The organism is Streptomyces toyocaensis, assembly GCF_000725125.1.
In the GTDB taxonomy this organism is placed as follows: Bacteria; Actinomycetota; Actinomycetes; order Streptomycetales; family Streptomycetaceae; genus Streptomyces; species Streptomyces toyocaensis.
The window spans coordinates 61,002-86,873 of sequence record NZ_JFCB01000017.1; the positions used below are offsets into that span (position 1 = coordinate 61,002).

Below are 25,872 nucleotides of genomic sequence, written 5' to 3' on the forward strand. Positions count from 1 at the left end.
TATGGCAAACGTCAACATCTATCCGGATCATAGGGATATCCTCGATTCGCTTGTCACGTCGGGCAAAGCGAAATCCGCCGCGGCAGGTACTAAGACTGGCCCATTCAAGGAGATGCGGGACGCGTACGTATTTGCTGCAACGCTGGCGATGGCGCTAAATCAGCCTACGGCCGCAGAGGAAATGCCGACCTCTAAGAGAGGGGTGCTTCCTATCCAGGACCGAGTGTTTTTCGGTGCAGATGGCGCTACCGAGATCACCGCTGCGGTGGTTCTGACAAGCGCCGCTCCTGACCAAACCATCGATTATTCTCTGAGATCACAAATGGATCTGCTGGCCAGTGAGAACATGGCGGAACAGCTGGCACTGCTCGATCGCTACGCGCACGCAGGGTTCGACTGGCTGCGAAAGCACTCGCAGGACGAAAGCAGCATCCGCGACCTTGTCATGACGGCTATCGACACAGTCGAGTGTACAGAGAGAGAAGTTGGAGATGGCTCACAGGTCCAAGATCCACTACTGGGTCTGCTTGATATGATTATCGAGTGATTGGTCGGCGCGAGCCCTCAAGGCAGTGGTGTGATGGTGTGTTAGTGGGATAGGGGAGCGGCGAAGCGTGTTTGGGACTGCTGCATGATCGGGTGACAGCGGGTTTCTGCAGCCAGAGCTGCGGGTGGGGTCATGATGGTCTCGTACTCGACGGGGGTCAAACGGGCCAGCCGTCTCTGGCGTCGGCGCCGGTGGTAGATGCGCTCGATCCAGGTGACGATCGCGATCCGCAAGTCCTGGCGGGTGGCCCAAACTTGGCGGTCGAGGACGTTCTTTTGCAGCACTGCGAAGAAGCTCTCCATCGCCGCGTTGTCGCCGGCCGCACCGACCCGGCCCATCGAGCCGACCATGTTGTGCCGGGCGAGAACGGACACGAACTTCCGTGAGCGGAATTGTGAGCCGCGATCCGAATGCATAATGCACCCGGCCACCTGGCCACGGCGGGCGACGGCGGATTCCAGCGCGTTCACCGCGAGGCTGGATTTCATCCGGGCGTCGATGGAGTAGCCCACGATGCGGCCGGAGTACATGTCCTTGACCGCGCACAGGTACAGCTTGCCCTCGCCGGTGGGGTGCTTGGTGATGTCGGTGAGCCACAGCCGGTTCGGCCCGTCGGCGGCGAACTTGCGCCGTACCCGGTCGTCGTGGACAGGCGGCCCGGCTTTGGCGTTCTTGCCGCGAGCTCTTCGCTTGCCGAGGGCGCTCCACCATCCGTTGTCCCGGCAGATTCGCCAGGCGGTCCGCTCGGCCATCGCCTCGCCGGCGGCGCGGGCCTCGTCGAGTAGGAAGCGGTGGCCGAACTCGGGATCGTCGCGGTGAGCGTCGAACAGGGCGTTGGCCCGATAGGCCTCGGCCAGTTCGGCATCGGTGACCGGCCGGTCCAGCCACCGGTAGTAGGGCTGGCGGGCCAACTTGAGCACCCGGCACGTCACCGCCACCGGCACCCAGTGAGGCGCAGCGGCGGCGGCCAGCTCGCGGACGAGCGGGTACATCGTCTTGCTGGCAGGTTCGCCTGCGACAGATACGCTGCAGCCCTCCTGAGCACCTCGTTCTCCTGCTCCAGCAGCCGGATCCGTTTGCGTGCCTCGCGCAGCTCGGCCGACTCACTCGACGCCGCTGCCGGCCTGGCGCCCTCGTCGATGTCGGCACGGCGCAGCCACTTCGACAGCGTGATCGGGTGGACGCCGAAGTCGGCGGCGATCTGTTCCAGCGTGACGCCGGGCTCGCGGTTGCGCGCGACCCGCACGACGTTCTCGCGGAACTCCTTCGGATACGGCTTGGGCACTGCAACCTCCTTCCAGGCCGCTTCTCAGCAACCCAGGTCAGGTGTCACCCAACCCTGCAGCAGTCCCCCGGCAACAGCGTGGAGGTCCTGCTGACCCGTTACGCGAAGTGCCTCGACGGACGGCAGGATGTCGCCAACCGGCGTATCGAGGACCTCTTGCGTGAGTACGACTGACTGCCCTTGACCGTGTCCGAGGCCCCTGGTGTTCTTCCCAGGGGCCTCATCGTTTGCGCGGTGCGGTTAAGCAGGCCTGGCGGCCGGGGCCTGTTCGGAGGAGAGCAGGCGTTCAAGGTGTTTCCGCTCGCCGTCGAGCGCAGTGAGCATCTGGATGTGGGTTCGTTCGAAGTCGGGCTCAACCTCGACGCCGAGGTCATGTCGCAAGGTGACCCGCAGCAAGTACACGCCATCGGACAGCGGTCCACTGAACCAGGCCTTCGCGCGACTGTATGCCTCGTCCAGGTTGGGACTGCTAGGCAACTGCTTGACCACGGAGTACCCGACTCCGAGCGCCCTGTTAAGGGTCGAGGCGGTTTCGAGAACATCCTTGGGCAGGGCCATCTGTGCCTGAGAATATTCCTCTGACCAGGCCTCTTTAGCGGCGTCGAGGATTGTCGGCTCGACATCCTCGTCGCGTTCGGCTGCTCGGACTGCGTCTCGGGCGGCGACCCGGTAAGCGCGAGCCGTGGTATTCAGGCGGGCATAGAGCTCACGTCTGGCTTGCTGCGCTTGGTCTTGGCGGTCTTCCGCCCGCTCACGATCGGCACGCTCGTTCTGCTCTCGGCTCGCGCGCTGGCTGAGCACTGCCCCGCCCAGAGTTCCGCCCAGTGTTCCTCCGACGCCGATGAGCGCGACGGCAAGAGTGGTCACATCCACGAGATCCCCCAACTCGTCCATTCGTCTGCCCGGCCGGCGGCTGGTGGCGACCACAGCTCAGCTTCGTCGGCCTCATACCCACCCGCGGTGCAGCTGTAGGCCAGGACGACGATAACGAGGGGGCAGGCCTGCTCGGCTCCGACGAGGGTCACCACCTGCGGGGATGCTCCAAGATCCCGTCCACGCCTCGTCCACAGACTCCGACATACGGCCGCTCCGGGCGACACACACCTGCACATACGCGAAGACCCCGGCCTCAGCGTTTCCGCTGGTGACGGGGTCTTTGGGCACCTCATACAGGGTGCCCCCGGCAGGATTCGAACCTGCGCACACGGCTCCGGAGGCCGTTGCTCTATCCCCTGAGCTACGGGGGCGTGTCGGTCGCGGTGATCGCGGCGACGGGTAGAACACTACCAGTTCCCGGGGGGTGCTCAGGAACCCGTTTTCGCAGTCGGCGCGGTCGGTCCGGGGGGCCGGGCCTCGCTCGTGCGGGGTGGAAGTGGGGAAACGCCGGACGCGGTGGCCGGGTCCGACCTACTCTCGAGTTGTGCCAGGCGCCTCGGGCCGGGTTCTTGTTGTCGACGACAACAAGGTCATCCGGCAGCTGATCAGGGTCAACCTCGAGCTGGAGGGCATCGAGGTCGTGACCGCGGCCGATGGTGCCGAATGTCTGGAAGTCGTCCATGAGGTGCGGCCCGACCTCGTCACGCTCGATGTCGTCATGCCGCGCCTGGACGGGCTGCGGACCGCCGGCCGGCTGCGTGCCGATCCGCGCACGCGTGACATTCCGCTCGCCATCGTCAGTGCCTGTACGCAGTACGAGGTCGAGAGCGGGCTCGACGTCGGTGTCGACGCCTTCCTCGCCAAGCCCTTCGATCCTCAGGAACTCGTCAGGATCGTCCGAGAGTTGATCGACGATCCTGTCGGGCGGCCGTGCGGGTCCGGGGACGCCGAGCCGGCCGCCGGGCACGCCGGAGGGTGAGTGCGGCGGGTGCCCACGGGCGTCCACATCCCGGGATCGCGGCGTAACACGTTCGCATACCCACCCCCCTCCTCCCCTACGCTTGTCCCGTGACCCCCGTCGAGCTCTCCCGCACCGTGCTGCACGCGGTGCGCCGTGCTGTCGACGAGGGGGAGCTGCGGGTGGCGGCCCTGCCCGAGCGGGTGCTGGTCGCGCCCCCGGGACCCGGGGGGTGCGGGGACTACGCCACCAACGTCGCCCTTCAGCTCGCCCGCCCGGCCGGGCTGCCGGCGCAGAAGGTCGCCGACGTCCTGCGGCCGTATCTGTTGAGTGCCGGGGGAATCGGTGACGTCGTCGTCACCGGGCCCGGGTTCCTCAACATCAGTCTGCGGGGCACCGCCCCCGTCGACCTGGTGCGCGAGGTGCTGCGGCGCGGGCTCCGGTACGGGCACGGTGACGCCCTCGCCGGCCGGGTCGTGCGGCTGAACGCGGCGCGCGAGGTGCGGGCCGTCGTCCAGATCGATGCCGTGGCACGCCTTCTCCGGTCGCAGGGGGCCCTCGTGCACGCCGGGTGCGCGGGCCCGCTCGACGCCGCGTGGGAGAGCGTGCTGGGGGTGCGCGTCGACGGCGTCCCGGACCCCGTCACGCCCATCCACGACGACACAGCCGCCGCGATCGACGTCCGCCCCGTCCCCGCCCCCGCCGACCCCCTCCCCCTCGGCAGGGACGCCGCCCGCTGGGCGCTGCTGCATCCCGCGCCGCACGACCGGCCGCGCCTCGGTGACGAGCACCTGGTGCAGCGGGAGAGTAATCCGCTGTTCCGCGTCCGCTACGCCCATGCCCGCAGCCGGAGCCTCGTGCGCAATGCCGCCGATCTCGGGTTCGGGGGCGAGCCCGGCCCCGTGGAGGCGCAGGCGCTGCTGCAGGCCCTCGCCGACCACCCCCGTGTCCTCCTGGGTGCCGCCACCCACCGCGCGCCCGACCGGCTCGCCCGGCATCTCGTCACCGTCGCCGATGCCCTGCTGCCCCTGCTGCCCGCCGTGCTGCCCCTCGGTGACGAGAAACCCTCGGCCGCCCACCGTGCCCGGCTCGCCCTCGCCGAAGCCGCCGGGACGGTGCTGGCCGGTGGCCTGTCCCTGCTCGGCATCGACGCACCCGACCACCTCTGAGAGAGCCCAGAGAGACCATCATGAGCCGTTCCGCACACCCCGCAGGGCCCCGTCACGCCGACGTCCTCCCCGAGGGGCACTACTCCGCACCGCCCTCCGATCTGAACGCGCTCGACCCCAAGGTGTGGTCCGAGACCGTCACGCGGAACGAGGACGGCGTGCTCACCGTCGGCGGGATCGACGTCAAGCGGCTCGCCGAGGAGTTCGGCACCCCCGCCTACTTCCTCGACGAGGACGACTTCCGGGCCCGTGCGCGGGCCTGGCGCACCGCCTTCGGGGAGGACGCCGACGTGTTCTACGCCGGCAAGGCCTTCCTGTCCCGGGCGGTCGTGCGGTGGCTGGACGAGGAGGGGCTGAACCTCGACGTCTGCTCGGGCGGGGAGCTGGCCACCGCCCTGTCCGCCGGGATGCCGGCCGAGCGCATCGCCTTCCACGGCAACAACAAGTCCACGGGCGAGATCCGGCGGGCCGTCGAGGCCGGGGTCGGGCGGATCGTGCTCGACTCGTTCCAGGAGATCGTGCGGGTCGCGCACATCGCGCAGGAGCTCGGCATGCGGCAGCGGGTGCAGATCCGCATCACGGTCGGTGTCGAGGCGCACACCCACGAGTTCATCGCCACCGCCCACGAGGACCAGAAGTTCGGCATCCCGCTGGCCGGCGGGCAGGCCGCCGAGGCGGTGCGGCGGGCCCTGCGGCTGGACGGCATCGAGCTCATCGGGATCCACTCGCACATCGGCTCGCAGATCTTCGACATGTCGGGGTTCGAGGTCGCCGCGCACCGGGTGGTCGGGCTGCTCAGGGAGATCCGTGACGAGCACGGGGTCGAGCTGCCCGAGATCGACCTCGGCGGCGGGCTGGGGATCGCGTACACCAGTGACGACGACCCGCGGGAGCCGCACGAGATCGCCAAGGCGCTGACCGAGATCGTCACCCGGGAGTGCGAGGCCGCCCGGCTCCGCACGCCGCGTATCTCCGTCGAGCCGGGGCGCGCCATCGTCGGGCCGACGGCGTTCACGCTGTACGAGGTCGGCACGGTCAAGCCGCTGGACGGGCTGCGGACGTACGTCTCCGTCGACGGCGGGATGTCGGACAACATCCGCACCGCGCTGTACGACGCCGAGTACAGCGTCTCCCTGGTCTCCCGCAGCTCCGACGCCGAGCCGGTGCTGTGCCGGGTCGTCGGCAAGCACTGCGAGAGCGGGGACATCGTGGTGAAGGACGCATTCCTGCCGGGCGACCTGGCACCGGGTGACCTCCTCGCCGTACCGGCGACCGGGGCGTACTGCCGGTCCATGGCCAGCAACTACAACCATGTCCTGCGCCCCCCGGTCGTCGCCGTCCGCGGCGGCGAGGCGCGGGTGATCGTCCGGCGGGAGACGGAGGAGGACCTGCTCCGGCTCGACGTCGGGTAGTCCGGCCCGGTCCTGCGAGTGGTCCGGTCCTGGCAAGTGGTCCGGCCCGGTCCTGCGAGTGGTCCGGCCCAGTCCGTCGCGCGGCGGCGAACGGCCGTCCGGCGGGGGACCGGCCGGGAAGATCTTCGGTCCCACGGGCCGGGCAAATGAAATAGACGTCTCACGATCCGGACAAAGGGCAGAAACTCCCGTCCGGTGAGTGAGACTGGTGCAACCTAGACGGTATTCAGGAAACGAGGTCGGATGATGCGTACGCGTCCGCTGAAGGTGGCGCTGCTGGGCTGTGGAGTGGTCGGCTCAGAGGTGGCGCGCATCATGACGACGCACGCCGACGACCTCGCCGCGCGCATCGGAGCCCCGGTGGAGCTCGCCGGGGTCGCCGTGCGGCGGCCCGACAAGGTGCGTGAGGGGATCGACCCCGCCCTGGTCACCACCGACGCCACCGCGCTCGTCAAACGCGGCGACCTCGACATCGTCGTGGAGGTCATCGGCGGCATCGAGCCCGCCCGTACGCTCATCACCACCGCCTTCGAGCACGGCGCCTCGGTCGTCTCCGCGAACAAGGCGCTGCTGGCCCAGGACGGCGCCGCGCTGCACGCCCTCGCCGAGGAGCACGGCAAGGACCTCTACTACGAGGCCGCCGTCGCCGGCGCCATCCCGCTGATCCGCCCGCTGCGCGAGTCCCTCGCCGGTGACAAGGTCAACCGGGTCCTCGGCATCGTCAACGGCACCACCAACTTCATCCTCGACAAGATGGACACCACGGGCGCCGGCTACCAGGAGGCGCTCGACGAGGCCACCGCGCTCGGGTACGCCGAGGCCGACCCGACCGCCGACGTCGAGGGCTTCGACGCGGCCGCCAAGGCCGCCATCCTCGCCGGGATCGCCTTCCACACGCGCGTGCGCCTCGACGACGTCCACCGCGAGGGGATGACCGAGGTCACCGCCGCCGACTTCGCCTCCGCCAAGGAGATGGGCTGCACCATCAAGCTGCTCGCCATCTGCGAGCGGGCCGAGGACGGTGCGTCGGTCACCGCGCGGGTGCATCCGGCGATGATTCCGCTCAGCCACCCGCTGGCCTCCGTCCGCGGCGCGTACAACGCCGTGTTCGTCGAGTCGGACGCCGCCGGGCAGCTGATGTTCTACGGTCCGGGCGCGGGCGGCGCGCCGACCGCCTCCGCCGTGCTCGGGGACCTGGTCGCCGTGGGGCGCAACCGGGTCGGCGGGACCACCGGGCCCGGCGAGTCCGCGTACGCCGCGCTGCCCGTCTCGTCCATGGGCGAGGTCGTCACGCGCTACCACATCAGCCTCGACGTGGCCGACAAACCGGGTGTCCTCGCCCAGGTCGCGACCGTGTTCGCGGAGCACGGGGTCTCGATCGACACGGTCCGGCAGTCCGGAAAGGACGGCGAGGCGTCGCTCGTCGTCGTCACGCACCGTGCGTCCGACGCCGCCCTCGGCGGGACCGTCGAGGCGTTGCGCAAGCTCGACACCGTGCGTGGTGTCGCCAGCATCATGCGGGTTGAAGGAGAGTAACCAGCAATGACCCACCAGTGGCGCGGAATCATCGAGGAGTACCGGGACCGGCTGCCGGTATCCGACAGCACGCCGGTCGTGACACTCCGTGAGGGCGGTACGCCGCTCGTGCCCGCGCAGGTGCTCTCCGAGCGCACGGGCTGCGAGGTGCACCTCAAGGTCGAGGGCGCGAACCCCACCGGGTCCTTCAAGGACCGCGGCATGACCATGGCCATCTCGAGGGCGAAGGAGGAGGGGGCCAAGGCCGTCATCTGCGCCTCCACCGGCAACACGTCCGCGAGCGCCGCCGCGTACGCCGTGCGGGCGGGCATGGTCTCCGCCGTCCTCGTGCCGCAGGGCAAGATCGCGCTCGGCAAGATGGGCCAGGCGCTCGTCCACGGGGCGAAGATCCTCCAGGTCGACGGCAACTTCGACGACTGCCTGACGCTCGCCCGCGCGCTGAGCGACAACTACCCCGTGGCGCTGGTCAATTCGGTCAATCCGGTGCGTATCGAGGGGCAGAAGACCGCGGCGTTCGAGATCGTGGACATGCTGGGCGAGGCGCCCGACATCCACGTCCTGCCGGTGGGCAACGCGGGCAACATCACCGCGTACTGGAGGGGCTACAAGGAGTACGCCGCCGACGGTGTCAGCACCCGGACGCCGCGCATGTGGGGGTTCCAGGCCTCCGGCAGCGCGCCGATCGTGCGCGGCGAGGTGGTCAAGGACCCGTCGACCATCGCCACCGCCATCCGGATCGGCAACCCGGCCTCCTGGGACTTCGCGCTCGCCGCGCGGGACGAGTCCGGCGGCGCCATCGACGAGGTGACGGACCGTGAGATCCTGCGCGCCTACCGGCTGTTGGCCTCGCAGGAGGGCGTCTTCGTCGAGCCCGCCTCCGCCGCTTCGGTGGCCGGTCTGCTGAAGGCCGCCGAGCAGGGCAAGGTCGACCCGGGGCAGACGATCGTGTGCACGGTCACCGGCAACGGTCTGAAGGACCCCGACTGGGCCGTCGCGGGCGCGCCGCAGCCGGACACCGTTCCCGTCGACGCGGCGACCGCCGCCCAGCGGCTCGGCCTCGCCTAGCCAGAGGGCGCCCAGCGGTCGCCCAGAGGTCACCTGGAGGGCGTCCGGCACCCCTGGACCGAACGCCCTTACGCCCGCCGGCCTCCGCACGGCGGGCGTAAGGGCGCTTCGGCCCGGGAACGTCCTCTACGAGGGGTGCACGGGGGGCTCGCGACACGCATCGTGCGCCTCCCGTGCGCCCTATGTCGCCACTGAACCTTCCTTCGATAGGCTGTACTGAACCCGCCCGCCGCATATGCCGCGGTCGTGCGTCGTCCCCACGGTCCGGAAAGCGGCCGGGGACGACCCGGAAAGCGGTCGGCCACCCCGGCCGGCGGCGGCCCCAGGGTTCTCGTACGTCATCGAATGTCCATCGAATGTCATTCGGCAGTCACGCAGCTCAAGGAGAGTCTTCGAGCGATGGCCGGTCCAGCCTTCCGCGCCGCCGCCGTCCGGGTGCGCGTCCCCGCCACCAGCGCCAACCTCGGCCCGGGCTTCGACGCCCTCGGCCTCGCGCTGGGGCTGTACGACGACGTGGTCGTCCGGGTGGCCGACTCCGGGCTGCACGTCGACATCGCGGGTGAGGGCAGCGAGACCCTCCCGCGGGACGAGCGCCATCTCCTCGTACGCTCCCTGCGCACCGCCTTCGACCTGCTCGGCGGTCAGCCGCGCGGCCTCGAGATCGTCTGCGCCAACCGCATCCCGCACGGCCGGGGCCTCGGCTCCTCCTCGGCCGCCATCTGCGCCGGGATCGTCGCCGCCCGCGCCGTGACGATAGGGGCCGACGCCAAGCTCGACGACACCGCGCTGCTCGAACTGGCCACCGAGATCGAGGGCCACCCCGACAACGTCGCGGCCTGTCTGCTGGGCGGGTTCACCCTGTCCTGGATGGAGGGCGGCGCCGCCCGGGCCATCCGCATGGAACCCGCCGAATCCATCGTTCCGGTGGTTTTCGTGCCCGGGAAGCCGGTCCTCACCGAGACCGCGCGCGGACTGCTCCCGCGCACCGTGCCGCACGTCGACGCCGCCGCCAACGCGGGCCGGGCCGCCCTGCTCGTCGAGGCGCTGACCCGGCGCCCCGAGCTGCTGCTGCCCGCCACCGAGGACCGTCTGCACCAGGAGTACCGCGCCCCGGCCATGCCCGAGAGCGCCGCCCTGGTGGAGCGGCTGCGCGGGGACGGCATCCCCGCGGTGATCTCCGGCGCCGGACCCACGGTCATGGCGCTGGTGGACGCGGGCACGGCCGACAAGGTCGAAGCACTGGCCGGCGCCGACTGGGCCGCCAACCGGCTCGGTCTCGACGTGCAGGGCGCGAGCGTGCTTCCGCTCGCCACCTGACACACGGTTGCCGGATTTCGAGAGGGGGAATGTTTGTTGGATCCGGTAGTGTTAACCTCAAGTCTGCACCCGACCCCACCATGGCGAGGTGCCTCGTGTCCCCGTCCGGGACAGACATTCTTCCGGGAGCCCCCCAAGCCGCACTGTGTCCACTGCTACGTATGCGGGCAGTACGTCGTACGCGGACGCTGAACGGCCCGACGGTGGGGCTACCCCCTCTGGGGGATCTCCGGAACCGGTGCGACCACGCCACGTGACACTGGGTGCCACGGCTCGGGGAAGCGCCATCACCAGATATCTCTTCCGCCGCTCAGGCGGACAACCGCCCCGGCACGGTTCACACAGCAAGGACCGATGCCGGACAGCACAACCGGTCGCCGAGCCAGACAGGCCGACGTCCGCTCCAGGGAAGGACCCTTCGTGAGCGACACCACCGATCTGATGGGCGCACGTGTCGAGGAGACCGCTGCCGCGCCCGCCACGGACGCTTCCGCGCCTGCCTCCGGTGCCGGCTCCCGGCGGCGCCGCGGTACCGGCCTCGAGGGCATGGTGCTGGCCGAGCTGCAACAGGTCGCATCCGGCCTCGGCATCAGGGGTACCGCGCGCATGCGCAAGAGCCAGCTGATCGAGGTCATCAAGGAGGCGCAGGCCACCGGTGGAGGTGCCCCCTCCGGGGGAGCTGCCCCGGCCAAGGCCGAGTCCGCCACCGAGACCAAGCCCAAGCGCCGCGCCACCTCCCGGACCCGCACGGGTGACACCGCCGAGAAGGGCGACGCCAAGGCCGAGCAGGCCCCCGCCGACAAGGCCGCGGCCCAGCAGCAGATCGAGATCCCCGGCCAGCCCTCCCCGAAGGCCTCGGCCGAGCAGGCCGAGGAGGCCGCCCCCGCCGAGCGGCGCCGCCGTCGCGCCACCGCGGAGGCCGGCGCTCCCGCCGCCGCGACCGAGACGATCACCGCCGAGGCGAAGACCGACTCCAAGGCCGAGACCCCGGCCCAGCAGCAGTCGCAGCAGGGCGAGGGCAAGTCCGACCAGGAGGGCGGCGAGGGCCGCCGCCGCGACCGCCGTGAGCGCGGCCGCGACCGTGACCGCGGCGACCGCGGTGGCGACCGTGGTGACCGCGGCGACCGCGGTGACCGCGGTGACCGTGGTGGTGACCGCGGTGACCGTCGCGGCAAGGGTGACGACCAGCAGCAGAACCAGGGCGGCGGCCGTCAGCAGAACCAGCAGGGTGGCGGAGGCCGTCAGGACGACGGTTACGACGACGACGGAGGCGGCCGCCGTGGCCGTCGCGGCCGCTACCGTGACCGCCGTGGCCGCCGTGGCCGCGACGAGGTGCAGGAGCCGCAGCTCGCCGAGGACGACGTCCTGATCCCGGTCGCGGGCATCCTGGACATCCTCGACAACTACGCCTTCATCCGGACCTCCGGCTACCTGCCCGGCCCGAACGACGTGTACGTCTCCCTCGCCCAGGTCCGCAAGAACGGCCTGCGCAAGGGCGACCACGTCACCGGCGCGGTCCGCCAGCCCAAGGAGGGCGAGCGCCGCGAGAAGTTCAACGCGCTGGTCCGCCTCGACTCCGTCAACGGCATGGCGCCCGAACACGGCCGTGGCCGCCCGGAGTTCAACAAGCTGACCCCGCTGTACCCGCAGGACCGCCTCCGCCTGGAGACGGACCCGGGCGTGCTCACCACCCGCATCATCGACCTGGTGTCGCCCATCGGCAAGGGACAGCGCGGCCTGATCGTGGCCCCGCCGAAGACCGGCAAGACCATGATCATGCAGGCGATCGCCAACGCGATCACGCACAACAACCCCGAGTGCCACCTGATGGTCGTCCTCGTCGACGAGCGTCCCGAAGAGGTCACCGACATGCAGCGGTCGGTCAAGGGCGAGGTCATCTCCTCGACCTTCGACCGCCCGGCCGAGGACCACACCACGGTCGCCGAGCTCGCCATCGAGCGCGCCAAGCGCCTGGTGGAGCTGGGCCACGACGTCGTCGTCCTGCTCGACTCGATCACGCGTCTGGGCCGTGCGTACAACCTCGCCGCCCCGGCCTCCGGCCGCATCCTGTCCGGTGGTGTCGACTCGACCGCCCTGTACCCGCCGAAGCGCTTCTTCGGTGCGGCCCGCAACATCGAGGACGGCGGCTCGCTGACCATCCTCGCCACCGCCCTGGTGGACACCGGGTCCCGCATGGACGAGGTGATCTTCGAGGAGTTCAAGGGCACCGGCAACGCGGAGCTCAAGCTCGACCGGAAGCTCGCCGACAAGCGCATCTTCCCCGCGGTGGACGTCGACGCGTCCGGTACCCGCAAGGAGGAGATCCTGCTCGCCAGCGACGAGCTCGCCATCGTCTGGAAGCTGCGCCGGGTGCTGCACGCCCTCGACCAGCAGCAGGCGGTCGAGCTGCTCCTCGACAAGATGAAGCAGACGAAGTCGAACGCCGAGTTCCTGATGCAGATCCAGAAGACGACGCCGACGCCGGGCAACGGCGACTGAGGTCCCGCCTCCGGCAGACTCCGCGAAGGGCCGCTTCCGTCACGGAAGCGGCCCTTCGCGCGTGCCGGCGCAGATGGGGCAGGAGCGGGACCTTCGCCACCAGGGCACCGTGCAACCCTCTGCCGGATTTCCCCGTCTCTCCCGACGGCGGGACCATGGTGACGTACGGGCCGTGACGGCCATGTCTGCCGGCAAGCGCAGGGGGTAACCGACCGGAGATGAGCTGAGGAGCACATGGCTGCCGAGAGCACACCGGGCCCCGGGACACCGGGGGAGTCCGGTACCACGGGGACGCGCCACCCGGTCGAGGGGCGCCGCCGCGCACCGGGCGGCAAGCGGCACAAGGGCCTGAGGGTCATGGCCTGGACCGCGGCGGGCATCGTCGTGCTGGGCGGCACCGGCGCCGGATACCTGTACGTCAAGCTCAACGGCAACATCGACAGCGTCGACCTCGACCAGGCCCTCGGCACCGACCGGCCGGAGAAGGCGGACAACGGCTCGGAGAACATCCTCGTCCTCGGCTCCGACACCCGCGCCGACGGCAACAAGAAACTCGGCGGCGGCGCCGACGACGGCAGCGCCCGCTCCGACACCGCGATGATCGTGCACGTCCACGAGGGCCACCAGAAGGCCGACGTCGTCTCCCTTCCGCGCGACACCCTCATCGACCGCCCCGAGTGCACCGACACCGAGGGCGGCACCCACCCGGCCGCGAAGGGCGTGATGTTCAACTCCGCCTACTCCACGGGCGGGGCGGCCTGCGCGGTGAAGACCGTCGAGTCGATCACCGACCTGCGCATGGACCACTACCTGGAGATCGACTTCACCGGTTTCCAGAAGCTGATCGACGAGCTCGGCGGCGTCGAGGTCACCACCGGCGAGGACATCGAGGACCCCGACAGCCACCTCGACCTCCCGGCCGGCACCCACCGCCTCGACGGGGAACAGGCCCTCGGTCTGGTCCGCACCCGGCACGGCGTCGGTGACGGCTCCGACCTCGGCCGCATCCAGCTCCAGCAGGCGTTCGTCAGGGCCCTGCTGCGGCAGGTGAAGGAGGTCGGCGTCTTCACCAGCCCGAAGAAGCTGTACAGCCTCGCCGACAGCGCCACCAAGGCCGTCACCACCGACTCCGGCCTCGGCTCGGTGAACTCGCTGATGTCCTTCGCGAGCGGTCTGAAGGGCATCGGCCCCGACGACATGCACATGATCACCATGCCGGTCCGGTACGACCCGGCCGACGGCAACCGCCTCCTCCCCCTGAAGGACAAGGCCCAGCTGGTGTGGGACGCCCTCAGGAGAGACGAGCCGATCCCCCGGAGCGCCACGAAGGACACGGCCACGGGAGAGGCGAGGGGCGTGGTCGACGCCGGCTAGGGGTGCGGGGAACAAAAGACGGCAACCCCCGGTTTTGGGTGATGGCCCCAGTCCTGGCAGACTGGTACGTCGGCCCCGGTTCACGCTCCCGCACCCCGCGGCAGCGACCCGGTGCCCTCCCGAACCTAGGAGACACCCTTGAAGCGCGACATCCACCCCGAGTACGTCGAGACGCAGGTCAGCTGCACCTGCGGCGCGTCGTTCACCACCCGCAGCACGATCTCCGGCGGCGCCGTCCGCGCCGAGGTCTGCTCCGAGTGCCACCCGTTCTACACGGGCAAGCAGAAGATCCTCGACACCGGTGGCCGTGTGGCCCGCTTCGAGGCCCGCTTCGGCAAGGCCGCCGGCTCCAAGAAGTAGCGAGCCCCATTCCGCCGGTCCACGGCCGCGCCCCCGCCCGGGGCTGGCCGGGACCGGCGTTTTTGGTCGTCCGCCCCTTCACCCACGCAATCGCAGGAGCCCAAGATGTTCGAGGCCGTCGAGGAACTCGTCGCCGAGCACGCCGACCTGGAGAAGAAGCTCGCCGACCCGTCGGTCCACGCCGACCAGGCGAACGCGCGCAAGCTGAACAAGCGCTACGCCGAGCTCACCCCGATCGTCGCCACGTACCGCTCCTGGAAGCAGACGGGCGACGACATCGGGACCGCGCGCGAACTGGCCGCCGACGACCCCGACTTCGCCGCCGAGGTCAAGGACCTGGAGCAGCAGCGCGAGGAGCTCACCGAGAAGCTCCGCCTGCTTCTCGTGCCGCGCGACCCCAGCGACGACAAGGACGTCATCCTCGAGATCAAGGCGGGCGCGGGCGGCGACGAGTCCGCCCTGTTCGCCGGCGACCTGCTGCGCATGTACCTGCGCTACGCCGAGCGCGTCGGGTGGAAGACCGAGATCATCGACGCCACCGAGTCCGAGCTGGGCGGTTACAAGGACGTCCAGGTCGCCGTGAAGGCCCGCGGGCAGATCGAGCCCGGCCAGGGCGTGTGGGCGCGGCTGAAGTACGAGGGCGGCGTGCACCGCGTGCAGCGCGTGCCGGCCACCGAGTCCCAGGGACGCATCCACACCTCCGCGGCGGGCGTCCTGGTGACCCCGGAGGCGGAGGAGGTCGACGTCGAGATCAACCCGAACGACCTGCGCATCGACGTCTACCGGTCCTCCGGGCCCGGCGGGCAGTCCGTCAACACCACCGACTCCGCCGTGCGCATCACGCACCTCCCGACCGGAGTCGTCGCCTCTTGCCAGAACGAGAAGAGCCAGCTGCAGAACAAGGAGCAGGCACTGCGTATCCTGCGCTCCAGGCTGCTGGCCATGGCGCAGGAGGAGGCGGAGCGGGAGGCCGCCGACGCCCGGCGCAGCCAGGTCCGCACCGTCGACCGCTCCGAGAAGATCCGTACGTACAACTTCCCGGAGAACCGCATCTCGGACCACCGCGTCGGCTTCAAGGCCTACAACCTGGACCAGGTCCTGGACGGCGACCTCGCCGCGGTGATCCAGGCCTGCGTCGACGCGGACTCGGCCGCCAAGCTCGCCGCCGCGTAAGCCCCCGAAAGACAGCACGGAGGACCAGTGAACCTGCTGCTCGCCGAGGTGGCCCAGGCCACCCAGCGGCTCGCCGACGCGGGCGTGCCCTCGCCGCGCACCGACGCGGAGGAGCTCGCCGCGTTCGTGCACGGCGTCAAGCGCGGCGAGCTGCACAGCGTGAAGGACTCCGACTTCGACGCCCGGTACTGGGAGGTCATCGCCCGCCGCGAGGCCCGCGAACCGCTCCAGCACATCACCGGGCGGGCGTACTTCCGCTACCTGGAGCTCCAGGTCGGCCCCGGGGTGTTCGTCCCGCGGCCCGAGACCGAGTCGGTGGTCGGCTGGGCGATAGACGCCGTCCGCGCGATGGACGTCGTCGAGCCGTGCATCGTCGACCTGTGCACCGGCTCGGGCGCCATCGCGCTCGCCCTCGCGCAGGAGGTCCCGCGCTCCCGCGTGTACGCCGTGGAGCTGTCCGAGGACGCCCTGCGCTGGACCCGCAAGAACATGGAGGGGTCCAGGGTCGAACTGCGCCAGGGAGACGCCCTGGCGGCCTTCCCGGACCTCGACGGCCAGGTCGACCTGGTCGTCTCCAACCCGCCGTACATCCCGCTCACCGAATGGGAGTACGTCGCACCGGAGGCCCGCGACTACGACCCCGAGCTGGCGCTGTTCTCCGGCGAGGACGGCCTCGAGCTGATCCGCGGCCTGGAGCGCACCGCGCACCGGCTGCTGCGTCCCGGCGGGGTGGTCGTCGTCGAGCACGCCGACACACAGGGCGGCCAGGTGCCGTGGATCTTCGCCGAGGACCGCGGCTGGACCGACGCGGCCGACCACCCCGACCTGAACAACCGCCCGCGGTTCGCCACCGCCCGCAAGGCTCTGCCGTGAGCGTCCCGCATACTTCATCCCCCCAGCAGCACGTGTACGAGGAGGCCCGCCACATGGCTCGGCGATACGACACCAACGACGCGACCGACCGCGCGACCGGTCTGCGCGAGGCCGCGTCCGCCGTCCGCCGGGGCGAGCTCGTGGTGCTGCCGACGGACACGGTGTACGGCATCGGCGCCGACGCGTTCACCTCGGAGGCCGTCGCCGACCTGCTCCAGGCCAAGGGCCGGGGCCGCAACATGCCCACGCCCGTCCTCATCGGCTCCCCGAACACCCTGCACGGCCTGGTCACGGACTTCTCCGAGAAGGCCTGGGAACTGGTCGACGCCTTCTGGCCCGGCGCGCTGACGCTGGTCGCCAGGCACCAGCCGTCCCTCCAGTGGGACCTCGGGGACACCCGCGGCACGGTGGCCGTGCGGATGCCGCTGCACCCGGTCGCGATCGAGCTGCTCACCGAGGTCGGCCCGATGGCCGTGTCCTCGGCCAACCTGACCGGTCACCCGGCACCCGAGGACTGCGACGCCGCGCAGCAGATGCTCGGCGACTCCGTCTCCGTGTACCTGGACGGCGGGCCCACCCCGGGCAACGTGCCCTCCTCCATCGTCGACGTCACGGGGGCCGTGCCGGTGCTGCTGCGCGAGGGCGCGATCCCGCCGGACGAGCTGCGCAAGGTGGTACCCGACCTCGAGGTGGCGAATTGACGGCCCCTGAGGCGGGGCGTGGCATAGGCAACGGGGAATCCAGCGCGGAGATCACGACGACCTTCGGGTTTCCGCGCGACACCTTCCGCATCCTCCACGTCAGTACCGGAAACGTGTGCCGCTCGCCCATCACCGAGCGGCTGACCCGGCATTTCGTGAGCCAGCGGCTGGGCGTCCTCGGCGGCGGTCTCATCGTGGAGAGCGCGGGCACGTGGGGGCACGAGGGCGCGGCGATGGAGGCGCACGCGGAGACCGTGCTGGCGGAGTTCGGCGCGGACGCGTCCGGGTTCGTGGGGCGGGAGCTGCTGGACGAGCACGTGATCCGGGCGGACCTGGTGCTGACGGCCACGCGCGACCACCGGGCGCAGGTCATCTCCATGGGGCATTCGGCCGGCTTGCGGACCTTCACGCTGAAGGAGTTCACCCGGCTGGTCGACGCCATCGACCCGGCGACGCTGCCGCCGCTGGACGAGGGGCTGGTGATGCGTGCCCGGGCGCTGGTGCGCGCCGCCGCGGCGCTGCGCGGGTGGCTGCTGGCGCCCACGGCCGAGGCGGACGAGGTGTACGACCCGTACGGGGCGCCGCTGACGTTCTTCCGGTCCATCGGGGACGAGATACACCAGGCGCTGGATCCCGTGGTGACCGCGCTGACCGGGGTTCCCACGCGGGCGTAGGCGGGCTGCCGGGGCCGCTGTGCCCGGCCCCGGGGGGCGCAGCAACGCGGGCGTCGCCGGGCGGTCCGGCCTACATTGGGCGTACGTCAGTGTCGACGTCGACGTCCGGGAGCGGATCATGACGGTCAGCCATGCCCTCGAGGCCGATGTCCTGCGGCGGCAGGATCCCGAGCTCGCCGACGTGCTGCTCGGGGAGCGGGAGCGGCAGTCGACCACGCTGCAGCTCATCGCCGCGGAGAACTTCACGTCGCCGGCCGTGCTGGCCGCCCTCGGCTCACCGCTCGCCAACAAGTACGCCGAGGGCTACCCGGGCAACCGGCACCACGGCGGCTGCGAGTTCGCCGACGCCGCCGAGCGTCTCGCCGTGGAGCGGGCGAAGGCGCTGTTCGGCGCGGAACACGCCAACGTCCAGGCGCACTCCGGCTCCTCGGCCGTGCTCGCCGCGTACGCCGCCCTGCTGCGTCCCGGGGACACCGTCCTCGCCCTCGGGCTGCCCCACGGCGGTCACCTCACCCACGGCTCGCCCGCCAACTTCTCCGGCCGCTGGTTCGACTTCGTCGGCTACGGCGTGGACGCGGAGAGCGGCCTGATCGACCACGAGCAGGTCCGCACCCTCGCCCGCACGCGCCGCCCCAAGGCGATCGTGTGCGGTTCCATCTCCTATCCCCGCCACATCGACTACGCCTTCTTCCGCGAGGTCGCCGACGAGGCCGGTGCCCATCTCATCGCGGACGCAGCGCACCCCATGGGGCTGGTCGCCGGGGGAGTGGCGCCCAGTCCCGTGCCGTACGCGGACATCGTGTGCGCGACGACGCACAAGGTGCTGCGGGGTCCGCGCGGCGGGATGATCCTCTGCGGCGGCGAGCTGGCCGAGCGCGTCGACCGGGCCGTGTTCCCTTTCACGCAGGGCGGTGCCCAGATGCACACCGTCGCCGCCAAGGCGGTCGCGTTCGGGGAAGCGGCGACCCCGGCCTTCGCCGCGTACGCACACCAGGTGGTCGCCAACGCCCGGGCGCTGGCCGCCGCGCTGGCCGCGGAAGGGCTGCTCGTCACCACCGGCGGCACGGACACCCATCTGATCACCGCCGACACGGCCCCGCTCGGGGTCGACGGGCGCACCGCGCGGGGCCGGCTGGCGGCGGCGGGCATCGTCCTCGACTGCTGTGCGCTTCCGCACGGCGACGGCCGCGGGCTGCGGCTGGGCACGGCGGCGGTGACGACGCAGGGCATGGGTTCCCGGGAGATGACGTACGTCGGAGGGCTCCTCGCGAGCGTGCTGCGCGGCGGTACGGAGGCCGCGCGGGCCCGCGAGGACGTGCGGGAACTGGTGGCGGCGTTCCCGCCGTACCCGCGCTGACACGGCCCCGGCCGGGGTGGGCGCACACGACGCACAGCCACGCGTGCAACCATCGTCGCTACCCGGAAGTCCCCACTCGTATGCGCGCCTCGCTAGGGTGTGGGGCTGTGATGGCCAGCGAGACCTGTGGGGAAGCCCGTGCGTGAATACCTGCTGACGCTCTGCATCACGGCCGCGGTGACGTACCTGCTGACAGGGCCGGTACGGAAGTTCGCGATCGTGGCCGGGGCGATGCCGGAGATCCGGGCGCGTGACGTGCACCGGGAACCCACTCCGCGGCTCGGCGGTATCGCGATGTTCTTCGGGCTGTGCGCGGGACTGCTGGTCGCCGATCACCTCACCAACCTCAACCAGCTCTTCGAGAAGTCCAACGAGCCGCGGGCGCTGCTCTCCGGGGCGGCGCTGATCTGGCTGATCGGTGTGCTGGACGACAAGTTCGAGATCGACGCCCTGATCAAGCTGGGCGGCCAGATGATCGCCGCCGGTGTGATGGTCATGCAGGGTCTGACGATCCTGTGGCTGCCCATCCCGGGCGTCGGCTCGGTCGCGCTCACCCAGTGGCAGGGCACGCTGCTCACGGTGGCGCTGGTCGTGATCACCATCAACGCGGTCAACTTCGTGGACGGCCTGGACGGTCTCGCGGCCGGCATGGTGTGCATCGCGGCGGCGGCGTTCTTCCTGTACGCCTACCGCATCTGGTACTCGTACGGCATCGAGGCGGCCGCTCCGGCGACGCTGTTCTCGGCGATCCTGATGGGCATGTGCCTGGGCTTCCTGCCGCACAACATGCACCCCGCGCGGATCTTCATGGGCGACTCCGGCTCCATGCTCATCGGCCTGGTGCTCGCCGCCGGCGCGATCTCCGTCACCGGGCAGGTCGACCCGGACGCGTTGAAGCTGTTCGCCGGTTCGGAGAAGGAGGCGGTGCACCAGACGGTGCCCGTCTACATCCCGCTGCTGCTGCCGCTGACCATCATCGCCGTGCCGGCCGCCGACCTGATCCTGGCCATCGTGCGGCGCACCTGGCGCGGCCAGTCGCCGTTCGCGGCGGACCGGGGCCATCTGCACCACCGGCTGCTGGAGATCGGCCACTCCCACAGCAGGGCGGTGCTGATCATGTATTTCTGGTCGGCGCTGATCGCCTTCGGCGCGCTCACCTACTCCGTGAACTCGGCGTCGATGTGGATCGTGCTGAGTGTGGTGATCCTCTCGACGATCGGCCTCGTCCTGCTCCTGCTGCCCCGCTTCACCCCGCGCACCCCGCGCTGGGCGGAGGCCGTGGTGCCCCCGCGGTACCGCCGCCGCCGGGCCTCGGCCGCCGTCCGTGACGCGTCGGCCGCGGAGACGGGCGAGTCCTCCGGGGACGCACCGGTGGAGCGCACCCCGGTGGCCGCGGGCGTCTCCGGCGTCAACGGAGCGACCGCCGTCGGCTCCCGCGCACGCCTGGCCGACCGGTCACGGTCAAGGTAAGAATCCGACTAGAGCATTGCCAAGTCGTGGGGCCCCGATGGGACGGTGTTGGGGGTGCGAAGGGTCTCATACCAGACATATCGGCTTGGTTCTCGCTCAGACGCGCGGAATCACTCTCATGTGTGACGGTGGGCACATCGGGCAGGTAAAGACTGCATCAAATAGTTTGTGATACCGTTCACGAGAACCCCGGATAGAGCCGAAGGACCGCAGTGCGACGGTCCATTGGTGCGAGGAATCGACACTCGGCCCGGGGGTCTACGCTCGTCCATGACGACACCCTGCCCCCTGTGAAAAGCGGAGTTGCCGCCATGCCGTCCAATGACGTCCGGATCCTGGCCCAGGCCGCCGTGCCCACGGCTGCCGCCGGCGGTGTCGCCGCCGTCGTCAGCGCGCTGGTCGCCGGTGGCAAGGGCGCGATCGGGGCGCTCGTCGCGACCGTGGTGGTGATCCTCTTCATGGGGATCGGTCTCTATGTACTGCAGCGCACCGCCAAATCGCTTCCGCACCTGTTCCAGGCCATGGGGCTGATGCTGTACGCGGCGCAGATCCTGTTGCTGTTCGTCTTTGTCGCCGTGTTCCGGGACACGACGTTGTTCCACCCCAAGGCCTTCGCTCTCACGCTCGTCGGCACCACGCTCGTGTGGATCGCCGCACAGACGCGCGCCCACATGAAATCCAAGATCCTCTACGTCGAGCCCGAGTCGACGACGGGCAACAGGCCCGGAAACTCGGGGCATTCGTCGTGAGGGGTAGGCCCGGGATAAAGAGGCTTGGGAACTCCTGCTATCGTCCGGTGCCAACTGCGGCATCGCGGGCGCGGGCATCCGAGCTGACGCCTGTTCAATCGCGAGGCGAGATGCCCCCCAGCCGCCCCCACATCCGTAACACCAGTCCCGTGCCGAACCGCGGCCGAGCGCCGCGCCGACACCACGAGGTTGCCGTACCTATGCGCCACGATGAAGGAGCCCGCGGTGAGTGCTGACCCGACGCAGGTGCTCGCCTTCGAGACCGACTGCCACCTCTTCGACGGATGTGGCTTCCCGGCTCCGGGCCTGCACTCGTTCCTCTTCGAGCCGCTCTGGGGCAACGCAGACGGCAACGGCATGTACTTCAACAAGCCGATGCTGCTCGCGCTGCTCGGTTCGATCGTCGTGGTGGGCTTCTTCTGGGCCGCTTTCGCCAGGCCGAAGATCGTCCCCGGCAAGCTCCAGATGATCGCCGAGGCCGGTTACGACTTCGTCCGCCGCGGCATCGTCTACGAGACGATCGGCAAGAAGGAGGGCGAGAAGTACGTTCCGCTCGCCGTCGCCCTCTTCTTCTTCATCTGGATGATGAACCTCTGGTCGATCATCCCGGTGGCGCAGTTCCCGGTGACGTCGATCATCGCCTACCCGATGGTCCTGGCGCTCATCGTCTACATCACCTGGGTCGCCCTGACGTTCAAGAGGCACGGGTTCGTCGGCTTCTTCAAGAACGTGACGGGCTACGACAAGACGCTCGGCCCGGTGCTGCCCCTCTCGATGACCATCGAGTTCTTCTCGAACCTGCTGGTCCGCCCGTTCACGCACGCCGTCCGGCTCTTCGCGAACATGTTCGCCGGCCACACGCTGCTGCTGCTCTTCACGATCGCCGCCTGGTACATGCTGAACGGCATCGGCATCGCCTACTCCGGCGTCTCGTTCGTGATGGTCATCATCATGACCGCCTTCGAGCTCTTCATCCAGGCGGTCCAGGCGTACGTGTTCGTGCTTCTGACCTGCAGCTACATCCAGGGCGCGCTCGCCGAACACCACTGAGCCCCCAGCCCCGCTCCCGCAATCGTCCGGTGGCCAACCCCCACCGGTCCGTAAAGAGAAGGAAGAACTGGCATGTCTACCCTTGCTGCTGTCACCGGTGACCTCGGTTCCGTCGGTTACGGTCTCGCGGCCATCGGCCCCGGCGTCGGTATCGGCATCATCTTCGGTAACGGCACCCAGGCTCTCGCCCGTCAGCCCGAGGCGGCCGGCCTGATCCGCGCCAACCAGATCCTGGGCTTCGCCTTCTGTGAGGCGCTCGCCCTGATCGGTCTCGTCATGCCGTTCGTCTACTAAGACGAGCCCGACGACCGACCCTTTCGACGAAAGGCACTGATGTGAACTCCGCCCTGGTTTTCCTGGCGGCTGAGGGTGAGAAGGAGAATCCCCTCATTCCGCCGTGGCCGGAAGTTGTCATCGGCCTCATCGCTTTCGTCATCGTCTTCGGGTTCCTCGCCAAGAAGCTCCTCCCGACCATCAACAAGGTCCTGGAAGAGCGTCGCGAGGCCATCGAAGGCGGTATCGAGAAGGCCGAGGCCGCGCAGACCGAGGCCCAGAGCGTCCTGGAGCAGTACAAGGCCCAGCTCGCCGAGGCCCGGCACGAGGCCGCGCGTCTGCGCCAGGAGGCGCAGGAGCAGGGTGCCGCGCTCATCGCCGAGATGCGGGCCGAGGGCCAGCGGCAGCGCGAGGAGATCGTCGCCGCCGGTCACGCGCAGATCGAGGCCGACCGCAAGGCCGCCGCGTCCGCGCTGCGCCAGGACGTCGGCAAGCTCGCCACCGACCTGGCCGGCAAGCTCGTCGGCGAGTCCCTCGAGGACCACGCCCGGCAGAGCCGCGTGATCGACCGCTTCCTCGACGAGCTCGACCAGAAGGCCGAGGCCGCACGATGAACGGAGCGAGCCGCGAGGCCCTGGCAGCCGCACGTGAGCGTCTCGACGCGCTGACGGACTCCACGTCCGTGGACGCCGGCTCGCTCGCCGGTGAGCTGGCCGCCGTCACCGCGCTGCTCGACCGCGAGGTGTCGCTGCGTCGGGTCCTCACCGACCCGGCGCAGGCCGGTGAGGCTAAGGCCGACCTGGCCCGGCGCCTGCTCGGCTCGCAGGTCAGCGGCCCCGCCGCGGACCTGGTGTCCGGCATGGTGCGCTCCCGGTGGTCGCAGTCCCGCGACCTGGTGGACGCGCTGGAGGAGCTGGCGGACGTCGCCGACCTCACCGCCGCCCAAAGGGCGGGCGCGCTCGACGACGTCGAGGACGAGGTGTTCCGGTTCGCCCGGATCGTCTCCTCGAGCACCGAGCTGCGTGCCGCGCTGACCAACCGGAGCGCTCCCGCCTCCTCCAAGGGTGAGCTGCTGCGCAGCCTGCTCGGGGGCAGGGCGAACGCGGCCACCGAGCGTCTGGTGACGCGTCTTGTGACCGCGCCGCGGGGACGTAGCCTGGAGTCGGGACTGGAGTCCCTGTCCAAGCTCGCCGCCGAGCGCCGGGACCGCATGGTGGCCGTCGTCACCTCCGCGGTGCCGCTGAGCGACCAGCAGAAGCAGCGCCTGGGCGACGTCCTCGCGAAGCTCTACGGCCGCCGGATGCACCTCAACCTCGACGTCGACCCCGCGGTCGTCGGCGGGATCCGGGTGCGGGTCGGTGACGAGGTCATCAACGGCTCCCTGGCGGACCGGCTCGAGGACGCGAGCCGCCGGCTGGCGGGCTAGCAGCACATTCTGAATAGGCAGTACGTACTTACGGCCCTGGTTGGGCCGTGCAGAGGATTCCTGGGGGTCGCCCCCAGACCCCCCAAGTGAAACTTCGGGCCCAACAAGGAGAGCAGGGAACTCAGATGGCGGAGCTCACGATCCGGCCGGAGGAGATCCGGGACGCGCTGGAGAACTTTGTCCAGTCGTACAAGCCGGACGCGGCCTCGCGCGAGGAGGTCGGTACGGTCACCCTTGCCGGCGACGGCATCGCGAAGGTCGAAGGTCTTCCCTCGGCCATGGCCAACGAGCTGCTGAAGTTCGAGGACGGCACCCTCGGCCTCGCCCTCAACCTGGAGGAGCGCGAGATCGGTGCCATCGTCCTCGGTGAGTTCAGCGGCATCGAAGAGGGCCAGCCGGTCACCCGCACCGGCGAGGTCCTGTCCGTCGCCGTGGGCGAGGGCTACCTCGGCCGTGTGGTCGACCCGCTCGGCAACCCGATCGACGGCCTCGGCGAGATCGAGACCGAGGGCCGCCGCGCCCTCGAACTGCAGGCCCCCACGGTCATGCAGCGCAAGTCGGTGCACGAGCCGATGGAGACGGGTTACAAGGCCGTCGACGCCATGACCCCGATCGGCCGTGGTCAGCGCCAGCTGATCATCGGCGACCGCCAGACCGGCAAGACCGCCCTGGCCGTCGACACGATCATCAACCAGCGCGACAACTGGCGCTCCGGCGACCCGAAGAAGCAGGTCCGCTGCATCTACGTCGCCATCGGCCAGAAGGGCTCCACCATCGCGTCGGTCCGCCGCGCGCTGGAGGAGAACGGCGCGCTGGAGTACACGACCATCGTCGCCGCCCCGGCGTCCGACCCGGCCGGCTTCAAGTACCTGGCGCCGTACACCGGCTCGGCCATCGGCCAGCAGTGGATGTACCAGGGCAAGCACGTCCTGATCGTCTTCGACGACCTGTCGAAGCAGGCCGACGCCTACCGCGCCGTGTCGCTGCTGCTGCGCCGCCCGCCGGGCCGTGAGGCCTACCCGGGCGACGTCTTCTACCTGCACTCCCGTCTGCTGGAGCGCTGCGCCAAGCTCTCCGACGAGATGGGCGCCGGCTCGATGACCGGTCTGCCGATCGTCGAGACCAAGGCCAACGACGTCTCGGCGTTCATCCCGACCAACGTCATCTCCATCACCGACGGCCAGTGCTTCCTGGAGTCGGACCTGTTCAACGCCGGTCAGCGCCCCGCGCTGAACGTCGGTATCTCCGTCTCCCGAGTCGGTGGTTCCGCGCAGCACAAGGCGATGCGACAGGTCTCCGGCCGTCTGCGCGTGGACCTCGCCCAGTTCCGTGAGCTGGAGGCGTTCGCCGCCTTCGGTTCCGACCTGGACGCCGCGTCGAAGGCGCAGCTGGAGCGCGGTCAGCGCATGGTCGAGCTGCTGAAGCAGAACCAGTACGAGCCGATGGCCACCGAGGACCAGGTCGTCTCCATCTGGTCCGGCACCACGGGCCGCATGGACGAGGTGCCGGTCGCCGACATCCGCCGCTTCGAGAAGGAGCTGCTCGAGTACCTGCACCGCAAGGAGCAGGGCCTCATGACCTCCATCCGCGAGGGCGCCAAGATGTCCGACGACACGATCCAGGCGATCGCCGACGCCGTGGCGGAGTTCAAGAAGCAGTTCGAGACCAGCGACGGCAAGCTGCTCGGCGAGGACGCCCCGTCCGCCGCCAAGTGACGTAAGGAAGGGA

23 protein-coding genes, 1 tRNA gene and 1 pseudogene are annotated in these 25,872 nt (G+C 70.1%); 22 read left to right on the forward strand and 3 right to left on the reverse strand.

All coding sequences use genetic code 11. From position 1 onward, the window contains the following. Position 1: 1 nt before the first annotated feature. Complete coding sequence (locus BU52_RS19105; RefSeq protein WP_157847894.1) at positions 2-547, forward strand: hypothetical protein; 546 nt, start codon at positions 2-4, stop codon at positions 545-547. A 110-nt stretch (positions 548-657) separates the two neighbouring features. Here BU52_RS19105 and BU52_RS19110 read toward each other — a convergent pair. From BU52_RS19110 to BU52_RS19125, 3 genes and pseudogenes are all read right to left on the reverse strand, one after another. Beyond that, positions 658-1,832: pseudogene (locus BU52_RS19110) on the reverse strand (IS3 family transposase); the annotation flags it as partial. 240 nt (positions 1,833-2,072) lie between these two features. Beyond that, on the reverse strand, positions 2,073-2,759 hold the full coding sequence (locus BU52_RS19120; RefSeq protein WP_235216380.1) for a hypothetical protein: 687 nt from the start codon (positions 2,757-2,759) through the stop codon (positions 2,073-2,075). Positions 2,760-3,007: 248 nt separating this feature from the next. Further along, positions 3,008-3,079, reverse strand: a tRNA-Arg gene (locus BU52_RS19125). Positions 3,080-3,204: 125 nt separating this feature from the next. Between BU52_RS19125 and BU52_RS19130 the strand changes: the two genes are divergently transcribed. The 21 genes from BU52_RS19130 to atpA all read left to right on the forward strand — a co-directional run bounded on the left by BU52_RS19130 (position 3,205) and on the right by atpA (position 25,859). Further along, entirely contained in the window at positions 3,205-3,687 is a 483-nt protein-coding gene (locus BU52_RS19130) for a response regulator (protein WP_078903327.1), read from the forward strand. An 89-nt stretch (positions 3,688-3,776) separates the two neighbouring features. Continuing rightward, positions 3,777-4,835 (forward strand): ArgS-related anticodon-binding protein NrtL, encoded by a 1,059-nt coding sequence (gene nrtL, locus BU52_RS19135; RefSeq protein WP_037935929.1) that lies wholly within the window; start codon positions 3,777-3,779, stop codon positions 4,833-4,835. A gap of 20 nt (positions 4,836-4,855) precedes the next feature. Continuing rightward, positions 4,856-6,247, forward strand: a complete 1,392-nt coding sequence (gene lysA / locus BU52_RS19140) for a diaminopimelate decarboxylase (protein WP_037935931.1) — start codon at positions 4,856-4,858, stop codon at positions 6,245-6,247. A gap of 243 nt (positions 6,248-6,490) precedes the next feature. Continuing rightward, positions 6,491-7,783: a homoserine dehydrogenase gene (locus tag BU52_RS19145; RefSeq protein ID WP_037935933.1), complete on the forward strand. Its 1,293-nt coding sequence runs from the start codon at positions 6,491-6,493 to the stop codon at positions 7,781-7,783. Positions 7,784-7,789: 6 nt separating this feature from the next. Then, positions 7,790-8,848, forward strand: coding sequence for a threonine synthase (gene thrC, locus BU52_RS19150; protein WP_037935934.1), 1,059 nt, complete (start codon positions 7,790-7,792; stop codon positions 8,846-8,848). Between the two features lie 399 nt (positions 8,849-9,247). Beyond that, positions 9,248-10,165 (forward strand): homoserine kinase, encoded by a 918-nt coding sequence (gene thrB, locus BU52_RS19155; RefSeq protein WP_037935935.1) that lies wholly within the window; start codon positions 9,248-9,250, stop codon positions 10,163-10,165. Positions 10,166-10,585: 420 nt separating this feature from the next. Further along, positions 10,586-12,664 (forward strand): transcription termination factor Rho, encoded by a 2,079-nt coding sequence (gene rho, locus BU52_RS19160; RefSeq protein WP_037935936.1) that lies wholly within the window; start codon positions 10,586-10,588, stop codon positions 12,662-12,664. Positions 12,665-12,898: 234 nt separating this feature from the next. Then, positions 12,899-14,038: an LCP family protein gene (locus BU52_RS19165; protein WP_037935938.1), complete on the forward strand. Its 1,140-nt coding sequence runs from the start codon at positions 12,899-12,901 to the stop codon at positions 14,036-14,038. Between the two features lie 138 nt (positions 14,039-14,176). Further along, on the forward strand, positions 14,177-14,398 hold the full coding sequence (gene rpmE / locus BU52_RS19170; protein ID WP_037935939.1) for a 50S ribosomal protein L31: 222 nt from the start codon (positions 14,177-14,179) through the stop codon (positions 14,396-14,398). Between the two features lie 105 nt (positions 14,399-14,503). Then, positions 14,504-15,571 (forward strand): peptide chain release factor 1, encoded by a 1,068-nt coding sequence (gene prfA / locus BU52_RS19175; protein ID WP_037935942.1) that lies wholly within the window; start codon positions 14,504-14,506, stop codon positions 15,569-15,571. Between the two features lie 27 nt (positions 15,572-15,598). Further along, the gene (prmC, locus tag BU52_RS19180; protein ID WP_037935943.1) at positions 15,599-16,444 is read left to right on the forward strand and encodes a peptide chain release factor N(5)-glutamine methyltransferase; all 846 of its coding nucleotides are present in this window, start codon (positions 15,599-15,601) and stop codon (positions 16,442-16,444) included. A gap of 53 nt (positions 16,445-16,497) precedes the next feature. Then, positions 16,498-17,145 (forward strand): L-threonylcarbamoyladenylate synthase, encoded by a 648-nt coding sequence (locus BU52_RS19185; RefSeq protein ID WP_037935945.1) that lies wholly within the window; start codon positions 16,498-16,500, stop codon positions 17,143-17,145. Next, positions 17,142-17,819 carry an arsenate reductase/protein-tyrosine-phosphatase family protein gene (locus BU52_RS19190; protein WP_037935947.1) on the forward strand — a complete coding sequence of 226 codons (678 nt, stop codon included), beginning with the start codon at positions 17,142-17,144 and terminating at the stop codon, positions 17,817-17,819. The genes BU52_RS19185 and BU52_RS19190 overlap by 4 nt, the downstream gene beginning before the upstream one ends. Positions 17,820-17,937: 118 nt before the next feature. Continuing rightward, positions 17,938-19,176 (forward strand): serine hydroxymethyltransferase, encoded by a 1,239-nt coding sequence (locus tag BU52_RS19195; protein ID WP_037935948.1) that lies wholly within the window; start codon positions 17,938-17,940, stop codon positions 19,174-19,176. A 138-nt stretch (positions 19,177-19,314) separates the two neighbouring features. Next, on the forward strand, positions 19,315-20,646 hold the full coding sequence (locus BU52_RS19200; protein ID WP_037935950.1) for an MraY family glycosyltransferase: 1,332 nt from the start codon (positions 19,315-19,317) through the stop codon (positions 20,644-20,646). Between the two features lie 311 nt (positions 20,647-20,957). Next, positions 20,958-21,395: a hypothetical protein gene (locus BU52_RS19205; RefSeq protein ID WP_037935951.1), complete on the forward strand. Its 438-nt coding sequence runs from the start codon at positions 20,958-20,960 to the stop codon at positions 21,393-21,395. 210 nt (positions 21,396-21,605) lie between these two features. Continuing rightward, positions 21,606-22,445 carry a F0F1 ATP synthase subunit A gene (atpB, locus tag BU52_RS19210; RefSeq protein ID WP_051858389.1) on the forward strand — a complete coding sequence of 280 codons (840 nt, stop codon included), beginning with the start codon at positions 21,606-21,608 and terminating at the stop codon, positions 22,443-22,445. A 72-nt stretch (positions 22,446-22,517) separates the two neighbouring features. Beyond that, on the forward strand, positions 22,518-22,739 hold the full coding sequence (gene atpE, locus BU52_RS19215; protein ID WP_037935955.1) for an ATP synthase F0 subunit C: 222 nt from the start codon (positions 22,518-22,520) through the stop codon (positions 22,737-22,739). A 41-nt stretch (positions 22,740-22,780) separates the two neighbouring features. After that, positions 22,781-23,332, forward strand: a complete 552-nt coding sequence (locus BU52_RS19220) for a F0F1 ATP synthase subunit B (RefSeq protein ID WP_037935956.1) — start codon at positions 22,781-22,783, stop codon at positions 23,330-23,332. Beyond that, entirely contained in the window at positions 23,329-24,144 is an 816-nt protein-coding gene (locus BU52_RS19225; RefSeq protein WP_037935958.1) for a F0F1 ATP synthase subunit delta, read from the forward strand. The genes BU52_RS19220 and BU52_RS19225 overlap by 4 nt, the downstream gene beginning before the upstream one ends. Positions 24,145-24,269: 125 nt before the next feature. Then, complete coding sequence (atpA, locus tag BU52_RS19230) at positions 24,270-25,859, forward strand: F0F1 ATP synthase subunit alpha (RefSeq protein WP_037935959.1); 1,590 nt, start codon at positions 24,270-24,272, stop codon at positions 25,857-25,859. Positions 25,860-25,872 lie beyond the last annotated feature (13 nt).